Origin of the sequence: Citrobacter sp. S46_ASV_140 (assembly GCF_018919545.1) — a bacterium.
In the GTDB taxonomy this organism is placed as follows: Bacteria; Pseudomonadota; Gammaproteobacteria; order Enterobacterales; family Enterobacteriaceae; genus Citrobacter; species Citrobacter braakii.
Genome location: NZ_JAHLRC010000007.1, coordinates 67,503 through 86,202 on the forward strand (window position 1 = coordinate 67,503; position 18,700 = coordinate 86,202).

Genomic DNA, 18,700 nt, shown 5'->3' on the forward strand with positions numbered 1-18,700 from the left:
TGAACCGGGCAGAAGGGTAGGGCAAATTGGCCCAATCTGTTACACTTCTTGAACATTTTTTGGATGAGCAGGCACTGAGATGGTGGATAATTCACAAGAAACGACGCACTTTGGCTTTCAGACCGTCGCTAAAGAGCAGAAAGCTGACATGGTGGCCCACGTTTTTCATTCTGTGGCGTCTAAATATGACGTTATGAATGACTTAATGTCATTTGGCATTCATCGTTTGTGGAAGCGCTTCACCATTGACTGCAGTGGCGTGCGTCGCGGGCAAACCGTTCTCGATTTGGCGGGCGGTACGGGCGATCTGACGGCGAAATTCTCTCGCATGGTTGGCGAAACTGGCAAAGTTGTGCTGGCGGATATCAACGACTCAATGCTCAAAATGGGTCGCGAAAAGCTGCGTAATATCGGCGTCGTGGGTAACGTTGAGTACGTTCAGGCGAATGCGGAAGCATTACCTTTCCCAGACAACACGTTTGACTGCATCACCATCTCTTTCGGTCTGCGCAACGTAACGGATAAAGACAAAGCATTACGATCTATGTATCGCGTGTTGAAGCCGGGCGGACGTCTACTGGTGCTGGAGTTCTCCAAGCCGATTATCGAACCGCTGAGTAAAGCCTACGACGCATACTCTTTCCACGTTTTGCCGCGCATTGGTTCTATGGTGGCAAGCGATGCAGACAGTTATCGCTATTTGGCGGAGTCCATCCGCATGCATCCCGATCAGGACACCTTAAAAGCAATGATGCAAGATGCCGGGTTCGAAAGCGTTGATTACTACAACCTGACGGCAGGTGTCGTGGCGCTGCATCGTGGTTACAAGTTCTGACAGGAGATTGGGGATGCCTTTAAAACCCTTAGTGACCGCCGGCGTTGAAAATTTGCTTAACACCTTTCTGTATCGTTCTCCTGCGCTCAAGTCAGCCAGAACGCGTTTACAGGGCAAAGTGCTGCGTGTTGAGCTCAAAGGATTTTCAACACCGTTAGTGCTGGTGTTTAGTGAGCGCCAGGTCGATGTGCTGGGGGCATGGGAAGGCGAAGCCGATTGCACCGTAATCACACATGCCAGCGTGTTACCGAAATTACGCGACCGGCAGCAACTCACCACGCTTATCCGCAGTGGTGAGCTGGAGGTTCAGGGCGATATCCAGGTGGTACAGAATTTTGTCGCGTTGGCCGATCTGGCGGAGTTTGATCCCGCAGAACTGTTAGCACCTTATACCGGCGATATCGTCGCGGAAGGGGTCAGCAAAGTTTTACGTGGTGGAGCGAAGTTCCTGTGCCACAACATTCAACGCCAGCAGCGCTATGTTGCCGAAGCGATCACCGAAGAGTGGCGTATGGCTCCAGGTCCGCTTGAGGTTGCATGGTTTGCAGAAGAAACGGCAGCCGTTGAGCGTGCGGTCGAATCTCTGGCCAAACGGCTGGAAAAACTGGAGGCCAAATGACGCCAGGTGAAGTACGGCGCCTTTATTTCATCATTCGCACTTTTTTAAGCTACGGTCTTGATGAACTCATCCCCAAAATGCGTATCACGCTGCCGCTCCGGCTGTGGCGTTACACGCTGTTCTGGATGCCCAACCGACATAAAGACAAACCGCTGGGAGAACGGCTGAGACTGGCTTTACAGGAGCTCGGCCCGGTGTGGATCAAGTTCGGGCAAATGCTCTCTACCCGTCGTGATCTTTTCCCTCCGCACATCGCCGATCAGCTAGCGCTATTGCAGGATCGGGTAGCCCCATTCGATGGGCAAAGAGCGAAAGAACAAATCGAAGAGGCGATGGGTGGGCTGCCCGTCGAGGAATGGTTTGATGATTTTGAGATCACACCGCTGGCATCCGCGTCTATTGCTCAGGTTCACACCGCGCGACTGAAATCGAATGGGAAAGAGGTGGTGATCAAAGTTATCCGTCCGGACATACTGCCGGTAATTAAAGCGGATTTAAAACTGATCTACCGCCTTGCTCGTTGGGTACCTCGCCTGATGCCAGACGGCCGCCGCCTGCGACCAACAGAAGTGGTCCGTGAATATGAAAAAACGTTGATTGATGAGCTGAATCTGCTGCGCGAGTCGGCGAACGCGATTCAGCTGCGACGTAATTTTGAAGACAGCCCAATGCTGTACATCCCGGAAGTGTACTCTGACTATTGCAGTCAGAACATGATGGTGATGGAGCGCATTTACGGTATTCCCGTTTCAGATGTCACCTCGCTTGAGAAGAACGGCACCAATATGAAGCTGCTGGCTGAACGCGGTGTTCAGGTCTTCTTTACTCAGGTATTCCGCGACAGCTTTTTCCATGCGGATATGCACCCTGGGAACATTTTCGTGAGTTATGAGCATCCTGAAAACCCGAAATACATTGGTATTGATTGTGGGATTGTGGGTTCTTTAAACAAAGAAGATAAGCGTTATCTGGCTGAAAACTTCATCGCGTTTTTTAACCGCGACTACCGCAAAGTTGCTGAACTGCATGTGGATTCTGGCTGGGTTCCGCCGGATACCAACGTAGAAGAGTTTGAATTTGCCATTCGTACCGTATGCGAGCCGATTTTCGAAAAACCGCTGGCAGAGATTTCCTTTGGTCATGTGCTGTTAAATCTGTTCAACACAGCGCGCCGATTCAATATGGAAGTTCAGCCTCAACTGGTATTGCTACAGAAGACGCTGCTGTACGTTGAAGGTGTCGGACGACAGCTCTACCCGCAGTTAGATTTGTGGAAAACGGCCAAGCCTTTCCTCGAATCCTGGATCAAAGATCAGGTCGGTATTCCGGCGCTTGTTAGAGCATTTAAAGAAAAAGCACCGTTCTGGGTCGAAAAAATGCCAGAAATACCTGAACTGGTGTATGACAGTTTGCGCCAGGGCAAATATTTACAGCACAGTGTTGATAAGATTGCCCGCGAGCTTCACGCGAATCATGTACGTCAGGGACAATCCCGTTATTTATTGGGCATTGGTGCAACATTGTTGCTCAGTGGAACATTCCTGCTGGTAAGCCGTCCTGAGTGGGGGCTTATGCCGGGCTGGTTAATGGCCGGCGGCGTCTTAGCCTGGTTGATCGGCTGGCGCAAAATGCGCTGAATTTTTCATCGCCCTAGGCAGGTCGTGTAACGTATACTACGGCCTTATTAATTCATCATCTATGACAGAGGAACATGTATGGGTGGTATCAGTATTTGGCAGTTGTTGATCATTGCCGTCATCGTTGTACTGCTATTTGGCACCAAGAAACTCGGCTCCATCGGTTCCGATCTTGGCGCGTCGATTAAAGGCTTCAAAAAAGCAATGGGTGATGATGAGCCAAAGCAAGATAAAACCAGCCAGGACGCTGATTTTACTGCTAAATCCATTACCGATAAGCAGGGCGAAGTGAAAAAAGAAGACGCCAAAAGCCAAGATAAAGAGCAGGTATAATCCGTGTTTGATATCGGTTTTAGCGAACTGTTATTGGTGTTCGTGATCGGCCTCATCGTCCTGGGGCCGCAACGTTTACCTGTAGCGGTAAAAACGGTTGCTGGCTGGGTTCGTGCTTTGCGTTCCCTGGCAACTACTGTTCAGAATGAACTGACCCAGGAGCTTAAGCTTCAGGAGTTTCAGGACAGCCTGAAGAAAGTAGAGAAAGCGAGCCTGACAAATCTGACCCCGGAGTTGAAAGCCTCAATGGATGAGCTGCGTGAAGCGGCAGAGTCGATGAAGCGTTCTTACAGTGTGCACGATCCTGAGAAAGAGAGCGATGAAGCGCACACTATCCATAATCCGGTGGTGAAAGAAGCTGAAGCGCAGCGAGAAGGGGTCACCCCTGCTGCCGCTGAAAACCAGGCCAGTTCGCCGGAGCAAAAACCGGAATCCACGGGTGCTAAAACGCCAGAGCCAACGGAAAACACTTCCGCTACGTTAATGGATGCAGAAAAGAAAGCTGTCGCACCTGTTGCCGAATCCTCCCCCTCGTCGAGTGATAAACCGTAAACATGGCTGTAGAAGATACCCAACCGCTCATCACGCATCTTATTGAGCTGCGTAAGCGACTCCTGAACTGCATCATTGCGGTAATCGTGATCTTTCTGGCGTTGGTTTACTTTGCCAACGACATTTACCATATGGTCGCGGCGCCGTTGATTAAACAGATGCCGCAGGGTGCAACGATGATCGCCACCGATGTGGCTTCGCCGTTCTTTACCCCAATCAAGTTGACCTTCATGGTATCGCTGATCCTGTCAGCGCCAGTGATCCTCTACCAGGTGTGGGCATTTATTGCGCCAGCGTTGTATAAACATGAACGCCGCCTGGTTGTTCCGCTGCTGGTCTCCAGTTCGTTGTTGTTCTACATCGGCATGGCATTCGCCTATTTTGTTGTCTTCCCGTTAGCGTTTGGTTTTCTGGCCAACACGGCTCCGCAAGGCGTGCAGGTATCAACGGACATTGCCAGCTATCTCAGCTTTGTAATGGCGCTATTTATGGCTTTCGGTGTCTCTTTTGAGGTGCCTGTCGCCATCGTGCTGCTATGCTGGATGGGCATTACGACGCCAGATGATTTACGCAAAAAACGTCCTTATGTTGTGGTGGGGGCTTTTGTCGTCGGGATGCTACTGACTCCGCCAGATGTCTTCTCGCAAACGTTGTTGGCGATACCGATGTACTGCCTGTTCGAGGTGGGAGTTTTCTTCTCTCGTTTCTATGTCGGTAAGCGACGTACGAGAGATGAGGACAACGAGGCTGAAGAAGCAAAAGAAGCCGAAGCCACCGAGAAAACTGAAGAATAAATTCAACCGCCCGTCAGGGCGGTTGTCATATGGGAGGAAGCATGTTTGATATTGGCGTTAATTTAACCAGTTCACAATTTGCGAAAGACCGGGATGAGGTCGTGGCGCGCGCCTTTGCTGCGGGCGTAAACGGTATGCTTCTGACCGGAACAAACCTTCACGAAAGCCAGCAGGCGTTAAAGCTGGCGCAGCATTATCCGCAGTGCTGGTCCACGGCTGGCGTGCACCCGCATGACAGCAGCCAATGGCAATCCTCAACGGAAGACGAGATCATCGCGCTGGCAAACCAATCGAAGGTAGTCGCTATTGGTGAGTGCGGTCTGGATTTCAATCGCAATTTCTCCACGCCGCAGGAGCAGGAACGTGCTTTTGAAGCGCAACTGCGCATTGCTGCTGAACTGCAGATGCCGATTTTCATGCATTGTCGGGATGCGCATGAGCGTTTTCTGACGTTGCTGGAGCCGTGGCTGGACAGCCTCCCAGGCGCGGTGCTGCACTGTTTCACCGGTTCGCGCCAGGAGATGCAGGACTGCGTGGACCGAGGGCTTTATATCGGTATCACCGGGTGGGTCTGTGATGAACGCCGGGGGATGGAACTGCGGGAGCTGCTGCCGTTTATTCCGGTGGAAAGACTGCTGATAGAAACCGATGCACCTTATCTACTCCCTCGCGACTTAACGCCTAAACCGACGTCACGTCGCAATGAACCGGCGCACCTGCCGCATATTCTTGAGCGAATTGCTCACTGGCGTGGGGAAGATCCTCAATGGCTGTCAGCAACCATTGATGCCAACGTCAGAACGCTGTTCGAAGTGACCTTCTAAACGACTTATATTTTTCGAAAACCGGTATTTTTCACGCTCTGCTTAATCTCTTTATTCAAGAGGTTAAGCAGTAGCATGGAACGCGCTTCGCCATCCGGTTCGGTGAAGATCGCTTTCAGTCCCTCAAACGCCCCTTCAGTAATAATCACGCTGTCCCCAGGCTGAGGGGTTTGCGGGTCAACAATACCTTCAGGCTTGTAGATAGAAAGCTGGTGAATAACGGGGGATGGAACGGTCGCAGGTGTCGCTCCAAAACGAACAAAATGGCTGACACCACGGGTGGCGTTGATCGTGGTGGTGTGGATCACTTCCGGGTCGAACTCGACAAACATGTAATTAGGGAATAGTGGTTCACTGACTGTGGTACGTTTACCGCGCACCATTTTTTCCAGGGTGATCATAGGCGTCAGGCAGTTCACCGCCTGTCTTTCCAGGTGTTCCTGGGCTCGCTGAAGTTGCCCACGTTTGCAGTACAGTAAATACCAGGATTGCATAATAACTCTTATTCGCTTGTTCTGAGCGCTAGCATAGCAAAAGCCATGAGTTAAGTTAATTATACCCGCCTCAAAGCAGGCTGAAACCCAACGGGTATATACTCCCAGGGCTTATATGTATCGCCAGAGTTCACGCTAATTTAACAAAAATACAGCATCACAATGATGAACGCCGTATAATGAAGCGCTTACGAAGAGGCCACAATGGACGCCATGAAATATCACGATTTACGCGACTTCCTGACGCTGCTTGAACAGCAGGGCGAGCTCAAACGCATTTCGCTTGAGGTGGATCCCCACCTGGAAATTACTGAAATTGCCGATCGCACCCTACGTGCTGGCGGGCCTGCGTTACTGTTTGAGAATCCTAAAGGCTATTCAATGCCGGTGCTGTGTAACCTGTTTGGCACACCGAAGCGTGTTGCGATGGGGATGGGGCAGGAAGATGTCTCGGCACTACGGGAAGTCGGTAAACTGTTGGCGTTTTTGAAAGAGCCGGAGCCACCGAAAGGATTCCGCGATCTGTTTGATAAGCTGCCGCAGTTTAAGCAGGTGCTGAACATGCCGACTAAGCGGTTGCGCGGTGCGCCTTGTCAGCAAAAAATCTACTCCGGTGATGACGTCGATTTAAACCGTATTCCGATTATGACCTGTTGGCCGGAAGATGCCGCACCGCTGATTACCTGGGGGCTAACCGTAACGCGTGGCCCACATAAAGAGCGGCAGAATCTGGGTATTTATCGCCAGCAGCTGATTGGCAAAAACAAGCTCATTATGCGCTGGCTGTCCCACCGCGGCGGCGCACTCGATTACCAGGAGTGGTGTGCGGCGCATCCTGGCGAACGCTTCCCGGTTTCGGTGGCGTTGGGGGCAGATCCTGCGACCATTCTGGGGGCCGTGACGCCCGTCCCTGATACATTATCCGAGTACGCATTTGCCGGGCTGTTACGTGGCACCAAGACCGAAGTGGTCAAATGTATTTCCAACGATCTGGAAGTGCCCGCCAGTGCTGAAATCGTGCTGGAAGGGTATATCGAACCGGGTGAGCTGGCCCCGGAAGGACCGTATGGCGATCATACCGGTTACTACAACGAAGTAGATAGCTTTCCGGTCTTTACCGTCACGCACATTACTCAGCGTGAAGAGGCGATTTATCACTCTACTTATACCGGGCGTCCGCCTGATGAGCCCGCAGTGCTTGGCGTGGCGCTGAATGAAGTTTTCGTTCCTATTCTGCAAAAGCAGTTCCCGGAAATCGTCGATTTTTACCTGCCTCCGGAAGGCTGTTCATATCGTCTGGCCGTGGTGACGATGAAAAAACAGTACGCTGGTCATGCCAAACGCGTCATGATGGGTGTTTGGTCGTTTTTGCGCCAGTTTATGTACACCAAATTTGTTATTGTCTGCGATGATGATGTCAATGCACGCGACTGGAATGATGTGATTTGGGCAATTACTACCCGTATGGACCCGGCTCGGGATACGGTACTGGTAGAGAATACGCCAATTGATTACCTGGACTTTGCCTCGCCGGTTTCCGGCCTGGGTTCAAAAATGGGGCTGGATGCCACAAATAAATGGCCGGGCGAAACCCAACGCGAATGGGGACGCCCGATTAAAAAAGATCCTGAAGTAACTGCGCGTATTGACGCAATTTGGGATGAACTGGCCATCTTTAATGACGGCAAAAGCGCCTGAGGCGCGATCGTTTTGCCTATTGATCCGACAGAGAGAGCGCATGACAACCTTAAGCTGTAAAGTGACCTCGGTAGAAGCTATCACTGATACCGTATATCGCGTTCGTTTAGTGCCAGACGCGGCGTTTTCCTTTCGTGCTGGCCAGTATTTAATGGTCGTGATGGACGAAAGGGATAAGCGTCCGTTTTCCATGGCATCCACGCCGGACGAGCAAGGATTCATTGAGCTGCACGTTGGCGCCTCTGAGCTAAATCTTTATGCCATGGCTGTGATGGACCGCATTCTGAAAGACCGGGAAATCAAGGTCGACATTCCGCATGGCGAAGCCTGGCTGCGTGATGAAGACGAGCGCCCGCTGATCCTGATTGCCGGTGGTACAGGGTTCTCTTACGTGCGTTCCATTCTGCTTACTGCGCTGGCGCGTAATCCAAACCGCGATATCACCATTTACTGGGGTGGGCGCGAAGAGAAGCATCTCTACGATCTCTCCGAACTGGAAGCGTTGTCTGTTAATCACCCGAATCTGCGCGTTGAGCCAGTGGTGGAACAGCCAGAAGACGGCTGGCGTGGTCGTACGGGAACCGTGTTAACGGCGGTATTGCAGGATTACGGTACCCTGGCTGAGCACGATATCTACATTGCCGGTCGTTTTGAAATGGCCAAAATCGCGCGCGATCTGTTCTGTAATGAACGCAGTGCGCGTGAAGATCGCCTGTTTGGCGACGCTTTCGCGTTCATTTAAGCGCTGTGCGCCGGAGCCCTTCCGGCGCATCCATCAATCATCTGTCTTCCAACTAGCAGGGCGCAGGCCCGGCATCATTGCCTCTCTTTCTCATCATAATTATTTTTTAGTAAACATAATATGTCCGTCACTCAAACATAAATTGAGTTTTTGTGACAGCTCTACATGTGTTTAGTAAACAAAATAGGCAAGCTAAACCGCATCACATTGTGAGACGCAAACGAGGAAAAACCATGAGGCTCGGACTGGATATCGGCGGGACTAAAATCGAAGTGGTGGTGATTGATAACGCGGGTGAAATTGTTTACCGCGAACGATGTGCGACACCAAAGCAGCGTTACGGTGATTTTTTCCAGGCCGTGACGGAGATGATAGCCAGGGCTATGCAGGCCATTAATCAGCCTTTATCGGTTGGCATCGGGGTGCCAGGTGCGGTGGATAGCGAAGGTTTGATTAAGAATTCCAACATTCTGGTGCTGAATCAGCAGGCCTTTGCGCAAGATCTCGAGCGTGCATTAGGAATGCCAGTGCCCGTTACTAATGATGCCAACTGCTTTACCCTGTCAGAAGCGATGGACGGTAGTGGGCGTGGGCATAGCGTGGTATTTGGCGTGATCCTCGGTACCGGATGCGGCGGTGGTCTGTGCATCGAGAACCGGTTGCTCTCCGGCCCTAACGCCTGTGCCGGAGAGTGGGGGCATAATGCCTTGCCGCGCTACCACGGATCTCGGGACGGGGCTGAAGTGACATGCTATTGCGGACAGTTGAACTGTATTGAGAGCTTTATTTCCGGTAGTGGCCTGGAGCGCCAGTATATGAATCACACCGCGCAACATATGGGTGTGCCACAAATTATGCAACGGGTAGCATCGGGTGATGCAGACGCCTGTTTGTTATGGGAACGCTATTGCGATCAACTGGCTCGCGCGTTGGCGAGTGTGGTAAATATGCTCGATCCCGATGTTATCGTGCTGGGGGGCGGGGTATCCAATATCGATTTACTGTACTCAGGCTTACAGGCGCGAGTGGCGCAGTACGTGTTTGGTAAACAGTGCCGCACACCGATCGTTCAGGCCCGCCACGGCGACAGCAGCGGCGTACGCGGCGCAGCCTGGCTGGGGGCGCAACAAGCCACAGTAAATCCATGAGAGTGAAATGACGAAACCTGTACGTATCAGAGACATTGCCGATGCTTGTGGCGTCTCGGTTGGCGCTGTTTCCCGCGCGCTAAAAGGGCAACCGGGGCTGCGGGAAGAGACCCGACAGCGCATTATTTCAGTGGCGCAGCAGCAGGGTTATGATTTTTCACGCCTGCGCGCAGATAAAATCAAACGTGTCCTGTTTTTACTGCATCGCCAGCACAATATCAGCCGGGCTTTACCGTTTTACTCTCAACTGCTGCTGGGGATAGAAGATCTGTGTCGCGAAAAGGGGGTTGCGCTGAGCTTTCTCTCTATAGGTCCAGGCGATGCAGTGAGTGAGCAGGTGATGCTGCACCAGCCTGATGCGCTGATCTGCGCGGGATTTTTTGAACCTGAGTTGCTTGGGCTGCTACAACAGATGAAATTGCCGCTGGTGCTGGTGGATCTCTGGGCGCCAGGACTGCCTTGCGTGAATCCTGACAATACTCTGGGCGGCTATCTGGCCACGCAACATCTGATTGCGCAAGGCCGCAGCCGCATTGCTTTTCTTGCCAGTACGCTCGCGCACTACAGCATCCGTCAGCGTGAAAAGGGCTACCGTCAGGCATTGTATGAAGCCCGTTTGCTAATGCCGCCAGAGTATGACGTCGTTGCGCCGCCGCTGCTGGATACCGAGCAATCTCTGGTGGATGCGGTTAATGAGCTACTCAGACTGCCAGAGCCGCCCGATGCCATTTTTGCCTATAACGACGCGGCAGCGATGGTTGTTCAGCAGGTGTGTGCGCAGCAGGGTATACGTATCCCGGAAGATCTTGCGCTGGTGGGGTTTGATGATATCGATGCTGCGGCCTGGTCACATCCGCCGCTGACTACCATTGCGGTTGATAAAAAACAGCTGGGGCGTGAAGCGCTGCGTTTACTGCTGGAAGAAAATCAGGAAGAGAATCTGCTGCTGCCGGTGCAGTTAGTGGTGCGTGGTAGTTCAGGGAAATAAAAAACCCGCCCCTGACAGGCGGGAAGAACGGCAACTAAACTTTCTCTCTTCGCCATTGGCACCATAACTGTGTTGGCTTCGCTCATTCACCCGAATCACTTACTATACGTAAGCTCATCGGGATTCATTCGCTTGCCGCCTTGTTCTGGCACCAATGGCTTTGAGATAACATTTCGTAGGCCGGGCAAGCGAAGCGCCCCCGGCATGCTTTGATTAAACTCGCTCAAATACCGTTGCGATACCCTGACCTAACCCGATACACATCGTCGCCAGACCAAACTGCACGTCTTTGCGTTCCATCAGGTTGAGCAGGGTGGTGCTGATACGCGCCCCAGAACAGCCCAGCGGGTGACCCAAGGCGATCGCCCCACCATTGAGGTTGATCTTCTCATCGATCTGCTCCATCAGCCCCAGATCTTTAATACACGGCAGGATCTGAGCGGCAAAGGCTTCGTTCATCTCAAACAAGCCGATGTCGCTGGTGGAGAGTCCCGCTTTTTTTAGCGCCAGCTTTGAGGCCGGAACCGGGCCGTAACCCATGATTGACGGATCGCAGCCGACAACAGCCATCGAACGAATACGGGCACGCGGCGTCAGACCCAGTTGACGGGCGCGGCTTTCGCTCATTACCAGCATCGCTGCTGCGCCGTCGGAGAGCGCAGAAGAGGTACCGGCAGTCACCGTTCCGTTAACCGGATCGAACGCCGGGCGCAGGGTGGAGAGCGCTTCAACGGTCGTTTCCGGACGGATAACCTCATCGTAGTTAAACTGCTTCAGCACGCCGTCGGCATCATGACCGCCGGTCGGGATGATTTCGTTTTTAAAAGCGCCAGACTGTGTTGCAGCCCAGGCGCGAGCGTGTGAACGTGCGGCGAAAGCGTCCTGCATTTCACGGCTGATGCCGTGCATGCGGGAGAGCATTTCCGCGGTCAGGCCCATCATCCCTGCGGCTTTCGCCACGTTGCGGCTCATACCCGGGTGGAAATCAACGCCGTGGCTCATTGGCACATGGCCCATATGCTCAACGCCGCCAATCAGGCATGCCTGAGCATCACCAGTCATGATCATGCGTGCCGCATCGTGCAGCGCCTGCATGGACGAACCGCACAGGCGATTGACCGTGACGGCCGGAACGGAGTGCGGAACTTCCGCCAACAGCGCGGCATTACGGGCGATATTGAAACCCTGCTCCAGCGTTTGTTGCACACAGCCCCAGTAAATGTCATCAAGCGCGGTTGGCTCCAGCGCCGGATTACGCGCGAGCAGGCTACGCATTAAATGTGCAGAGAGATCTTCTGCCCGCACGTTCCGAAACGCGCCCCCTTTCGAACGGCCCATTGGGGTACGGATCGCATCAACAATTACAACCTGTTCCATTGTGACTCCTTAAGCCGTTTTCAGGCTGCCAACCGGGCGGGCTGGCTCAACCTGGGGATAATACGGTTCGTTATGGCGCGCTTTATCACGCAGACCGGCCGGAACTTCATACAGCGGACCAAGGTGCTGATACTGCTGAGCCATATCAAGATACTTCGCGCTGCCGAGCGTATCCAGCCAGCGGAACGCACCGCCGTGGAACGGAGGGAAGCCCAGGCCATACACCAGCGCCATATCGGCTTCTGCCGGGCTGGCGATAATGCCTTCTTCCAGGCAACGCACTACTTCGTTGACCATAGGGATCATCATGCGGGCGATAATCTCTTCATCGCTGAAGTCGCGTTTCGGCTGGCTGACCTCTGCCAGCAGAGCGTCAACGGTGGCATCTTCTTCTTTCTTCGGTTTGCCCTTGTTGTCTTCTTTATAACGCCAGAATCCGAGACCGTTTTTCTGCCCGAAACGGTTAGCATCAAACAGGGCGTCTATCGCATCGCGATAATCTTTCTGCATACGCTGAGGGAAGCCTGCGGACATCACCGCCTGCGCGTGGTGCGCGGTATCAATACCTACCACGTCCAGCAGATAAGCCGGGCCCATCGGCCAACCAAACTGTTTTTCCATCACTTTGTCGACTTTGCGGAAATCCGCCCCGTCGCGCAGCAGCTGACTGAAACCGGCAAAATAGGGGAACAGCACGCGGTTAACGAAGAAACCAGGGCAGTCATTAACCACAATCGGCGTTTTGCCCATCTGGCTTGCCCAGGCGACAACCTTAGCGATGGTTTCATCCGAGCTTTTCTCGCCGCGAATGATCTCAACCAGCGGCATACGGTGCACCGGGTTAAAGAAGTGCATCCCACAGAAGTTTTCCGGACGCTTAAGCGCGCTGGCCAGTTCGTTGATTGGGATGGTGGAAGTATTCGAAGCCAGTACAGTGTCCGGGCGAACCTGATCTTCGGTTTCCGCCAGTACCGCTTTTTTCACTTTTGGGTTTTCTACGACCGCTTCAACTACCACGTCCACGCGCTCGAAACCGCTATAGTCGAGGGTGGGATGAATGGTGGAAATAACGCCCGCCATTTTCAGACCGTCAATTTTGCCGCGCTCAAGCTGTTTGTTCAGTAGCTTGGCCGCTTCGGTCATGCCCAGCGTTAATGATTTGTCGTTGATATCTTTCATGACAACCGGCACGCCTTTCCAGGCCGACTGGTAAGCGATCCCGCCGCCCATAATGCCTGCGCCCAGCACTGCCGCTTGCTTTGGCGCTTCAACATTTTTGGTGAGCTTTTTGGCTTTGGCTTTCACGAACTGATCGTTAAGGAAAATTCCAACCAGTGCGCGGGCTTCATTGGTGTGCGCCAGTGGAACAAAGCTTTTATTTTCCAGATTCAGCGCTTCTTCACGACCAAAACGGGCCGCTGCTTCAATGGTTTTTACCGCGGTAATCGGTGCGGGATAATGCTTACCTGCCGTCTGCGCCACCATACCTTTGGCGATGGTAAAGCTCATTGCCGCTTCAATTTTGCTGAGTTTCAACGGTTCCAGCTTCGGCTGACGTTTGGCTTTCCAGTCGAGGTCGCCGTTAATCGCCTGACGTAATACCGCGATCGCGCCATCAAGCAGTTTGTCTTGCTTCACTACGCCATCGACCAGACCGATTTTTAGCGCCTGCTCAGCACCCACATCTTTACCCGCAGCAATAATTTCCAGCGCGCTGTCCGCACCCAGCATACGTGGCATACGTACGGAGCCGCCAAAGCCTGGCATAATGCCCAGCTTGGTTTCCGGCAGGCCGATGCGCAGGTCCGGCGTAGCCAGACGATAATCGGTCGCCAGGACACACTCACAGCCGCCGCCCAGCGCATAGCCGTTAACCGCTGAGAGAGTCGGAACAGGCAGATCTTCCAGGCGATTAAACACGCTGTTGGCAAAATGCAGCCACTGGCTCAGTTGCTCTTCAGGCACGAGGAACAGTGAAAGGAATTCGGTGATGTCGGCACCAACAATAAAGGCTGCTTTGTTAGAACGCAGCAGCAGCCCTTTTAAATTCGGTTGTTTTTCCAGCACGTCAAGCGCATGGCCCAGGCTGGCAACGGTGGCCGTGTCGAGTTTATTGACTGAGCCTGGGGCATCGAACACCAGTTCGGCGATGCCATCTTCCAGCCAGTCGAGGTACAGGGTGTCGCCTTTGTAAAGCATGTCAGTCTCCTGAATCCGCAAGGTGATCTGGTCATACCAGATGAATCGAAGTGTGTGTTTTATGTTAATAAAATGCAAATGAATGATTAAAGAAATGACGATTTGATCACGCTCGGCAGAAATCACGCACTCGCAAAACGATGTGCTAAGATGCGGACACTTGAGGTCAAAAAAACAGAAGGATAGAAAATGGAATCACTGGCCGCACTCTATAAAAATCATATCGTTACCCTACAAGAACGGACGCGCGACGCGCTGGAGCGCTTCAAGCTGGATGCGTTACTTATTCACTCAGGAGAACTTGTTAACGTCTTTCTCGACGATCATCCCTATCCGTTTAAGGTCAATCCGCAATTCAAAGCCTGGGTGCCTGTAACGCAGGTTCCTAACTGCTGGTTGCTGGTGGATGGCGTGAATAAGCCGAAATTGTGGTTCTACCTGCCGGTCGATTACTGGCACAACGTTGAGCCGCTGCCGACCTCCTTCTGGACGGAAGAAATTGAGATCATCGCGCTGCCAAAAGCTGATGGTATCGGTAGCCAGCTGCCTGCTGCTCGCGGCAATATCGGTTACATCGGTCCGGTTCCGGAACGCGCGCTGCAGCTGGACATCGCGGCCAGCAATATCAACCCGAAAGGGGTTATCGACTACCTGCATTATTATCGTGCTTACAAAACAGATTACGAACTGGCCTGTATGCGCGAAGCACAGAAAATGGCGGTGAATGGACACCGTGCCGCGGAAGAAGCGTTCCGTTCCGGGATGAGCGAGTTTGACATCAACCTCGCTTACCTGACTGCTACCGGTCATCGCGACACCGACGTGCCGTACAGCAACATCGTGGCGCTTAACGAGCATGCTTCGGTTCTGCATTACACCAGACTGGATCATCAGGCTCCGTCTGAAATCCGCAGTTTCCTACTGGACGCCGGTGCGGAATACAACGGCTATGCAGCAGACCTGACGCGTACGTGGTCGGCGAAAAGCGACAACGACTATGCGCATCTGGTGAAGGATGTGAATGACGAGCAACTGGCGCTGATTGCCACTATGAAAGCGGGCACCAGCTACGTGGATTATCACATTCAGTTCCATCAGCGCATCGCGAAGCTGCTGCGTAAGCATCAAATCATCACCGATATGAGTGAAGAGGCGATGGTGGAAAACGATCTTACCGGGCCGTTTATGCCGCATGGCATTGGTCACCCGCTGGGCCTGCAGGTACACGATGTCGCTGGCTTCATGCAAGATGACAGCGGTACTCATCTGGCCGCGCCGTCGAAGTATCCTTACCTGCGTTGCACCCGCGTGCTGCAACCGGGCATGGTCCTGACCATCGAACCGGGCATCTACTTCATTGAATCGCTGCTGGCGCCGTGGCGTGAAGGGCAGTTCAGCAAACACTTCAACTGGCAGAAAATTGAAGCTCTGAAACCGTTCGGCGGTATTCGAATTGAAGACAACGTGGTGGTCCACGAGAACAATATCGAAAACATGACACGGGATTTAAAACTGGCGTAATGGACAGTTGGTTAATCCCTGCGGCGCCGGTTTGCGTCGTTGAAGAGATCAAAAAAAGCCGCTTCATTACGCTGCTCGCCCATACGGACGGCGTAGAAGCGGCGAAAGCGTTTGTTGAGTCAGTCAAAATGGAACACCCGGACGCCCGCCACCATTGTGTGGCGTGGGTGGCGGGCGCGCCCAATGACTCGCAGCAACTGGGATTTTCAGACGATGGCGAACCGGCTGGTACGGCAGGCAAACCGATGCTCGCGCAGCTGATGGGGAGTGGCATCGGTGAGATTACCGCGGTGGTGGTGCGCTACTACGGCGGTATCCTTCTGGGTACGGGTGGGCTAGTGAAAGCCTACGGTGGCGGCGTGAATCAGGCGTTGCGTCAGTTAACGACGCAGCGCAAGACGCCATTAACCGAATATACTTTGCAGTGTGAGTACGGTCAGCTGGCAGGCATTGAAGCTTTGCTGGGGCAGTTTGACGGTAAAGTTGTTGCCAGTGATTACCAGGCTTTTGTTCGGCTCAGGGTGGCGCTTCCTTATGCCAAAGTGGATGAATTTTCGGCAAAACTGGCGGATTTTAGTCGTGGTTCATTGCAATTGTTAGCGATTGAAGAATAATCCCCACCTCATTTTAAAGAACTAAGGAAGCGGCAGAGATGCATTTTCGCGCCATCACCCGAATCGTTGGACTACTGGTCATCTTATTCTCGGGGACAATGATTATCCCCGGACTGGTAGCGCTCATCTACCGCGATGGGGCAGGGCGTGCGTTTACCCAAACTTTCTTCGTTGCTCTGGCAATCGGCTCCATGCTGTGGTGGCCAAACCGTAAAGAGAAGGGCGAGCTGAAATCGCGCGAAGGGTTTCTGATTGTCGTTTTGTTCTGGACCGTGCTGGGTAGCGTGGGTGCGCTACCGTTCATCTTTGCGGAAAGCCCTAACCTCACGATAACTGACGCTTTTTTTGAATCCTTCTCCGGATTAACCACCACGGGGGCGACAACGCTGGTGGGGCTGGATTCATTGCCACACGCTATCCTCTTTTATCGACAGATGCTGCAATGGTTCGGCGGGATGGGGATCATCGTGCTGGCGGTGGCTATTCTGCCTATTCTTGGCGTCGGTGGGATGCAGCTCTACCGGGCAGAAATGCCGGGCCCGCTGAAAGATAACAAAATGCGTCCGCGTATTGCCGAAACGGCGAAAACGCTGTGGCTTATCTATGTATTACTGACGGTGGCGTGTGCGCTGGCGCTATGGTTTGCCGGGATGCCCGCGTTTGACGCTATTGGGCACAGTTTTGCTACGATAGCCATCGGCGGCTTTTCCACACACGATGCCAGCGTGGGGTATTTCGACAGTCCCACGATTAACACCATTATTGCTATCTTCTTGCTGATCTCTGGTTGTAACTATGGTCTGCACTTCTCTTTACTCAGCGGTCGCAGCCTGAAGGTCTACTGGCGCGATCCAGAATTCCGCATGTTCATTGGGGTGCAGCTGACGCTGGTGGCTGTCTGTACGCTGGTGCTGTGGATACACAATACCTACGGTTCGGCACTCACGACCATCAACCAGGCTTTTTTTCAGGTGGTATCAATGGCGACGACCGCCGGATTTACTACGGACAGTATTGCCCGCTGGCCGCTGTTCCTGCCGGTGCTGTTGCTGTGTTCTGCTTTTATTGGCGGCTGTGCTGGGTCGACGGGCGGTGGCTTGAAGGTGATTCGAATCCTGTTGCTGTTTAAGCAGGGTAACCGCGAATTGAAACGACTGGTCCACCCGAATGCGGTTTACAGTATCAAGCTGGGTAACCGTGCTTTGCCGGAGCGAATCCTTGAAGCTGTTTGGGGATTCTTCTCTGCCTATGCGCTGGTCTTTATTATCAGTATGCTGGCGATTATTGCGACCGGTGTTGATGACTTCTCCGCGTTTGCCTCTGTTGTGGCGACGCTGAATAACCTGGGGCCAGGGCTGGGGGTTGTCGCCGACAACTTTGCCAGTATGAACCCCGTGGCGAAGTGGATCCTGATTGCCAATATGCTGTTTGGTCGTCTGGAGGTCTTTACCCTGCTGGTACTCTTTACCCCTACTTTCTGGCGTGAATAATGGAGTAACACGTGAAAACACTGATTCTTTTTTCTTCCCGGGACGGACAAACGCGTGAAATCGCCGAGTATCTGGCTTCTGAACTCAAAGAGCTGGGCGTTTGGGCGGATGTCGTTAATTTGCATCGTACCGCGGAGCCTGACTGGCAAAATTATGACAGCGTGGTGATTGGCGCCTCGATTCGCTATGGTCATTACCATGCAGCTTTTCAGGAGTTTGTGAAAAAGCATGCCACGCGGCTGAACGCGATGCCGAGTGCCTTCTACTCCGTAAACCTGGTTGCCCGTAAACCGGAGAAACGCACGCCGCAAACTAACAGCTATGCGCGTAAGTTCCTGATGAGTTCGCCGTGGCGGCCTGATCGCAGTGCGGTTATTGCTGGCGCTTTGCTGTATCCCCGCTATCGCTGGTATGACCGCGTTATGATCCAACTGATAATGAAGATGTCAGGCGGTGAAACAGATACCAATAAAGAAGTGGTGTATACCGATTGGGAACAGGTCGCGGGTTTCGCGCGGGAAATCGCCCAATTAACCCACAAAACGTTGTCAAAATAAGCACAAAGAATAAAAAATACGCACTCGGAAGATTATTTTAAATTTCCCCTTGTCAGCCTGAAATAACTCCCTATAATGCGCCTCCACTGACACGGAACAACGGATTACAAACCGCCGGGTCAGCGGGGTTCCACTGCGAATCTCGCAGAGAAAAGCAAAAATAAATGCTTGACTCTGAATGAGGAAAACGTAATATACGGGACCTCGCGACAGAGCGCTAAAGCGCGTCGCAACTGCTCTTTAACAATTTATCAGACAATCTGTGTGGGCACTCGAAG

At 52.9% G+C, this 18,700-nt stretch carries 18 protein-coding genes; 15 read left to right on the forward strand and 3 right to left on the reverse strand.

Going from position 1 to position 18,700, the window contains the following annotated elements; genetic code table 11:
- Positions 1-79: 79 nt before the first annotated feature.
- From ubiE to tatD, 7 genes are all read left to right on the forward strand, one after another.
- Positions 80-835: a bifunctional demethylmenaquinone methyltransferase/2-methoxy-6-polyprenyl-1,4-benzoquinol methylase UbiE gene (gene ubiE / locus KQJ19_RS04005; RefSeq protein WP_003017897.1), complete on the forward strand. Its 756-nt coding sequence runs from the start codon at positions 80-82 to the stop codon at positions 833-835.
- A gap of 13 nt (positions 836-848) precedes the next feature.
- The gene (gene ubiJ / locus KQJ19_RS04010) at positions 849-1,454 is read left to right on the forward strand and encodes a ubiquinone biosynthesis protein UbiJ (RefSeq protein ID WP_016155139.1); all 606 of its coding nucleotides are present in this window, start codon (positions 849-851) and stop codon (positions 1,452-1,454) included.
- On the forward strand, positions 1,451-3,091 hold the full coding sequence (gene ubiB, locus KQJ19_RS04015; protein ID WP_016155140.1) for a ubiquinone biosynthesis regulatory protein kinase UbiB: 1,641 nt from the start codon (positions 1,451-1,453) through the stop codon (positions 3,089-3,091). The genes ubiJ and ubiB overlap by 4 nt, the downstream gene beginning before the upstream one ends.
- A gap of 78 nt (positions 3,092-3,169) precedes the next feature.
- Positions 3,170-3,424, forward strand: coding sequence for a Sec-independent protein translocase subunit TatA (gene tatA / locus KQJ19_RS04020; RefSeq protein ID WP_003017888.1), 255 nt, complete (start codon positions 3,170-3,172; stop codon positions 3,422-3,424).
- 3 nt (positions 3,425-3,427) lie between these two features.
- Positions 3,428-3,976, forward strand: coding sequence for a Sec-independent protein translocase protein TatB (tatB, locus tag KQJ19_RS04025; RefSeq protein WP_016155141.1), 549 nt, complete (start codon positions 3,428-3,430; stop codon positions 3,974-3,976).
- Between the two features lie 2 nt (positions 3,977-3,978).
- Positions 3,979-4,770: a Sec-independent protein translocase subunit TatC gene (tatC, locus tag KQJ19_RS04030; RefSeq protein ID WP_016155142.1), complete on the forward strand. Its 792-nt coding sequence runs from the start codon at positions 3,979-3,981 to the stop codon at positions 4,768-4,770.
- 41 nt (positions 4,771-4,811) lie between these two features.
- Positions 4,812-5,594, forward strand: coding sequence for a 3'-5' ssDNA/RNA exonuclease TatD (gene tatD / locus KQJ19_RS04035; protein ID WP_046274894.1), 783 nt, complete (start codon positions 4,812-4,814; stop codon positions 5,592-5,594).
- A gap of 5 nt (positions 5,595-5,599) precedes the next feature.
- Here tatD and rfaH read toward each other — a convergent pair whose 3' ends face one another.
- Positions 5,600-6,088: a transcription/translation regulatory transformer protein RfaH gene (gene rfaH, locus KQJ19_RS04040; RefSeq protein ID WP_047358740.1), complete on the reverse strand. Its 489-nt coding sequence runs from the start codon at positions 6,086-6,088 to the stop codon at positions 5,600-5,602.
- A 204-nt stretch (positions 6,089-6,292) separates the two neighbouring features.
- Between rfaH and ubiD the strand changes: the two genes are divergently transcribed.
- The 4 genes from ubiD (at position 6,293) to KQJ19_RS04060 (ending at position 10,664) form a co-directional block, all read left to right on the forward strand.
- Positions 6,293-7,786 carry a 4-hydroxy-3-polyprenylbenzoate decarboxylase gene (gene ubiD / locus KQJ19_RS04045; protein WP_016155145.1) on the forward strand — a complete coding sequence of 498 codons (1,494 nt, stop codon included), beginning with the start codon at positions 6,293-6,295 and terminating at the stop codon, positions 7,784-7,786.
- Positions 7,787-7,826: 40 nt separating this feature from the next.
- The gene (fre, locus tag KQJ19_RS04050; RefSeq protein WP_003828903.1) at positions 7,827-8,528 is read left to right on the forward strand and encodes an NAD(P)H-flavin reductase; all 702 of its coding nucleotides are present in this window, start codon (positions 7,827-7,829) and stop codon (positions 8,526-8,528) included.
- 233 nt (positions 8,529-8,761) lie between these two features.
- Positions 8,762-9,676: an ROK family protein gene (locus KQJ19_RS04055; protein WP_216403361.1), complete on the forward strand. Its 915-nt coding sequence runs from the start codon at positions 8,762-8,764 to the stop codon at positions 9,674-9,676.
- A 7-nt stretch (positions 9,677-9,683) separates the two neighbouring features.
- On the forward strand, positions 9,684-10,664 hold the full coding sequence (locus tag KQJ19_RS04060; RefSeq protein WP_016155147.1) for a LacI family DNA-binding transcriptional regulator: 981 nt from the start codon (positions 9,684-9,686) through the stop codon (positions 10,662-10,664).
- 213 nt (positions 10,665-10,877) lie between these two features.
- Here the strand turns inward: KQJ19_RS04060 and fadA are convergent, their stop codons facing one another.
- Both fadA and fadB read right to left on the reverse strand, forming a co-directional pair.
- A complete protein-coding gene (gene fadA, locus KQJ19_RS04065; protein ID WP_016155148.1) occupies positions 10,878-12,041 on the reverse strand; it encodes an acetyl-CoA C-acyltransferase FadA in 1,164 nt (387 codons plus the stop codon).
- A gap of 9 nt (positions 12,042-12,050) precedes the next feature.
- On the reverse strand, positions 12,051-14,240 hold the full coding sequence (gene fadB, locus KQJ19_RS04070) for a fatty acid oxidation complex subunit alpha FadB (protein WP_131347287.1): 2,190 nt from the start codon (positions 14,238-14,240) through the stop codon (positions 12,051-12,053).
- Between the two features lie 189 nt (positions 14,241-14,429).
- Here fadB and pepQ point away from each other — a divergent pair, with 189 nt between their 5' ends.
- Genes pepQ through hemG form a run of 4 tightly spaced genes read left to right on the forward strand, consistent with a single transcriptional unit; the run spans position 14,430 to position 18,422 of the window.
- Positions 14,430-15,761: a Xaa-Pro dipeptidase gene (gene pepQ, locus KQJ19_RS04075; protein WP_016155150.1), complete on the forward strand. Its 1,332-nt coding sequence runs from the start codon at positions 14,430-14,432 to the stop codon at positions 15,759-15,761.
- On the forward strand, positions 15,761-16,375 hold the full coding sequence (locus tag KQJ19_RS04080) for an IMPACT family protein (protein WP_115191171.1): 615 nt from the start codon (positions 15,761-15,763) through the stop codon (positions 16,373-16,375). Before pepQ ends, KQJ19_RS04080 begins: the two co-directional genes overlap by 1 nt.
- A gap of 38 nt (positions 16,376-16,413) precedes the next feature.
- Entirely contained in the window at positions 16,414-17,865 is a 1,452-nt protein-coding gene (trkH, locus tag KQJ19_RS04085; RefSeq protein WP_003017848.1) for a Trk system potassium transporter TrkH, read from the forward strand.
- Positions 17,866-17,876: 11 nt separating this feature from the next.
- Positions 17,877-18,422, forward strand: a complete 546-nt coding sequence (gene hemG, locus KQJ19_RS04090) for a menaquinone-dependent protoporphyrinogen IX dehydrogenase (protein WP_101701061.1) — start codon at positions 17,877-17,879, stop codon at positions 18,420-18,422.
- Positions 18,423-18,700: the final 278 nt, after the last annotated feature.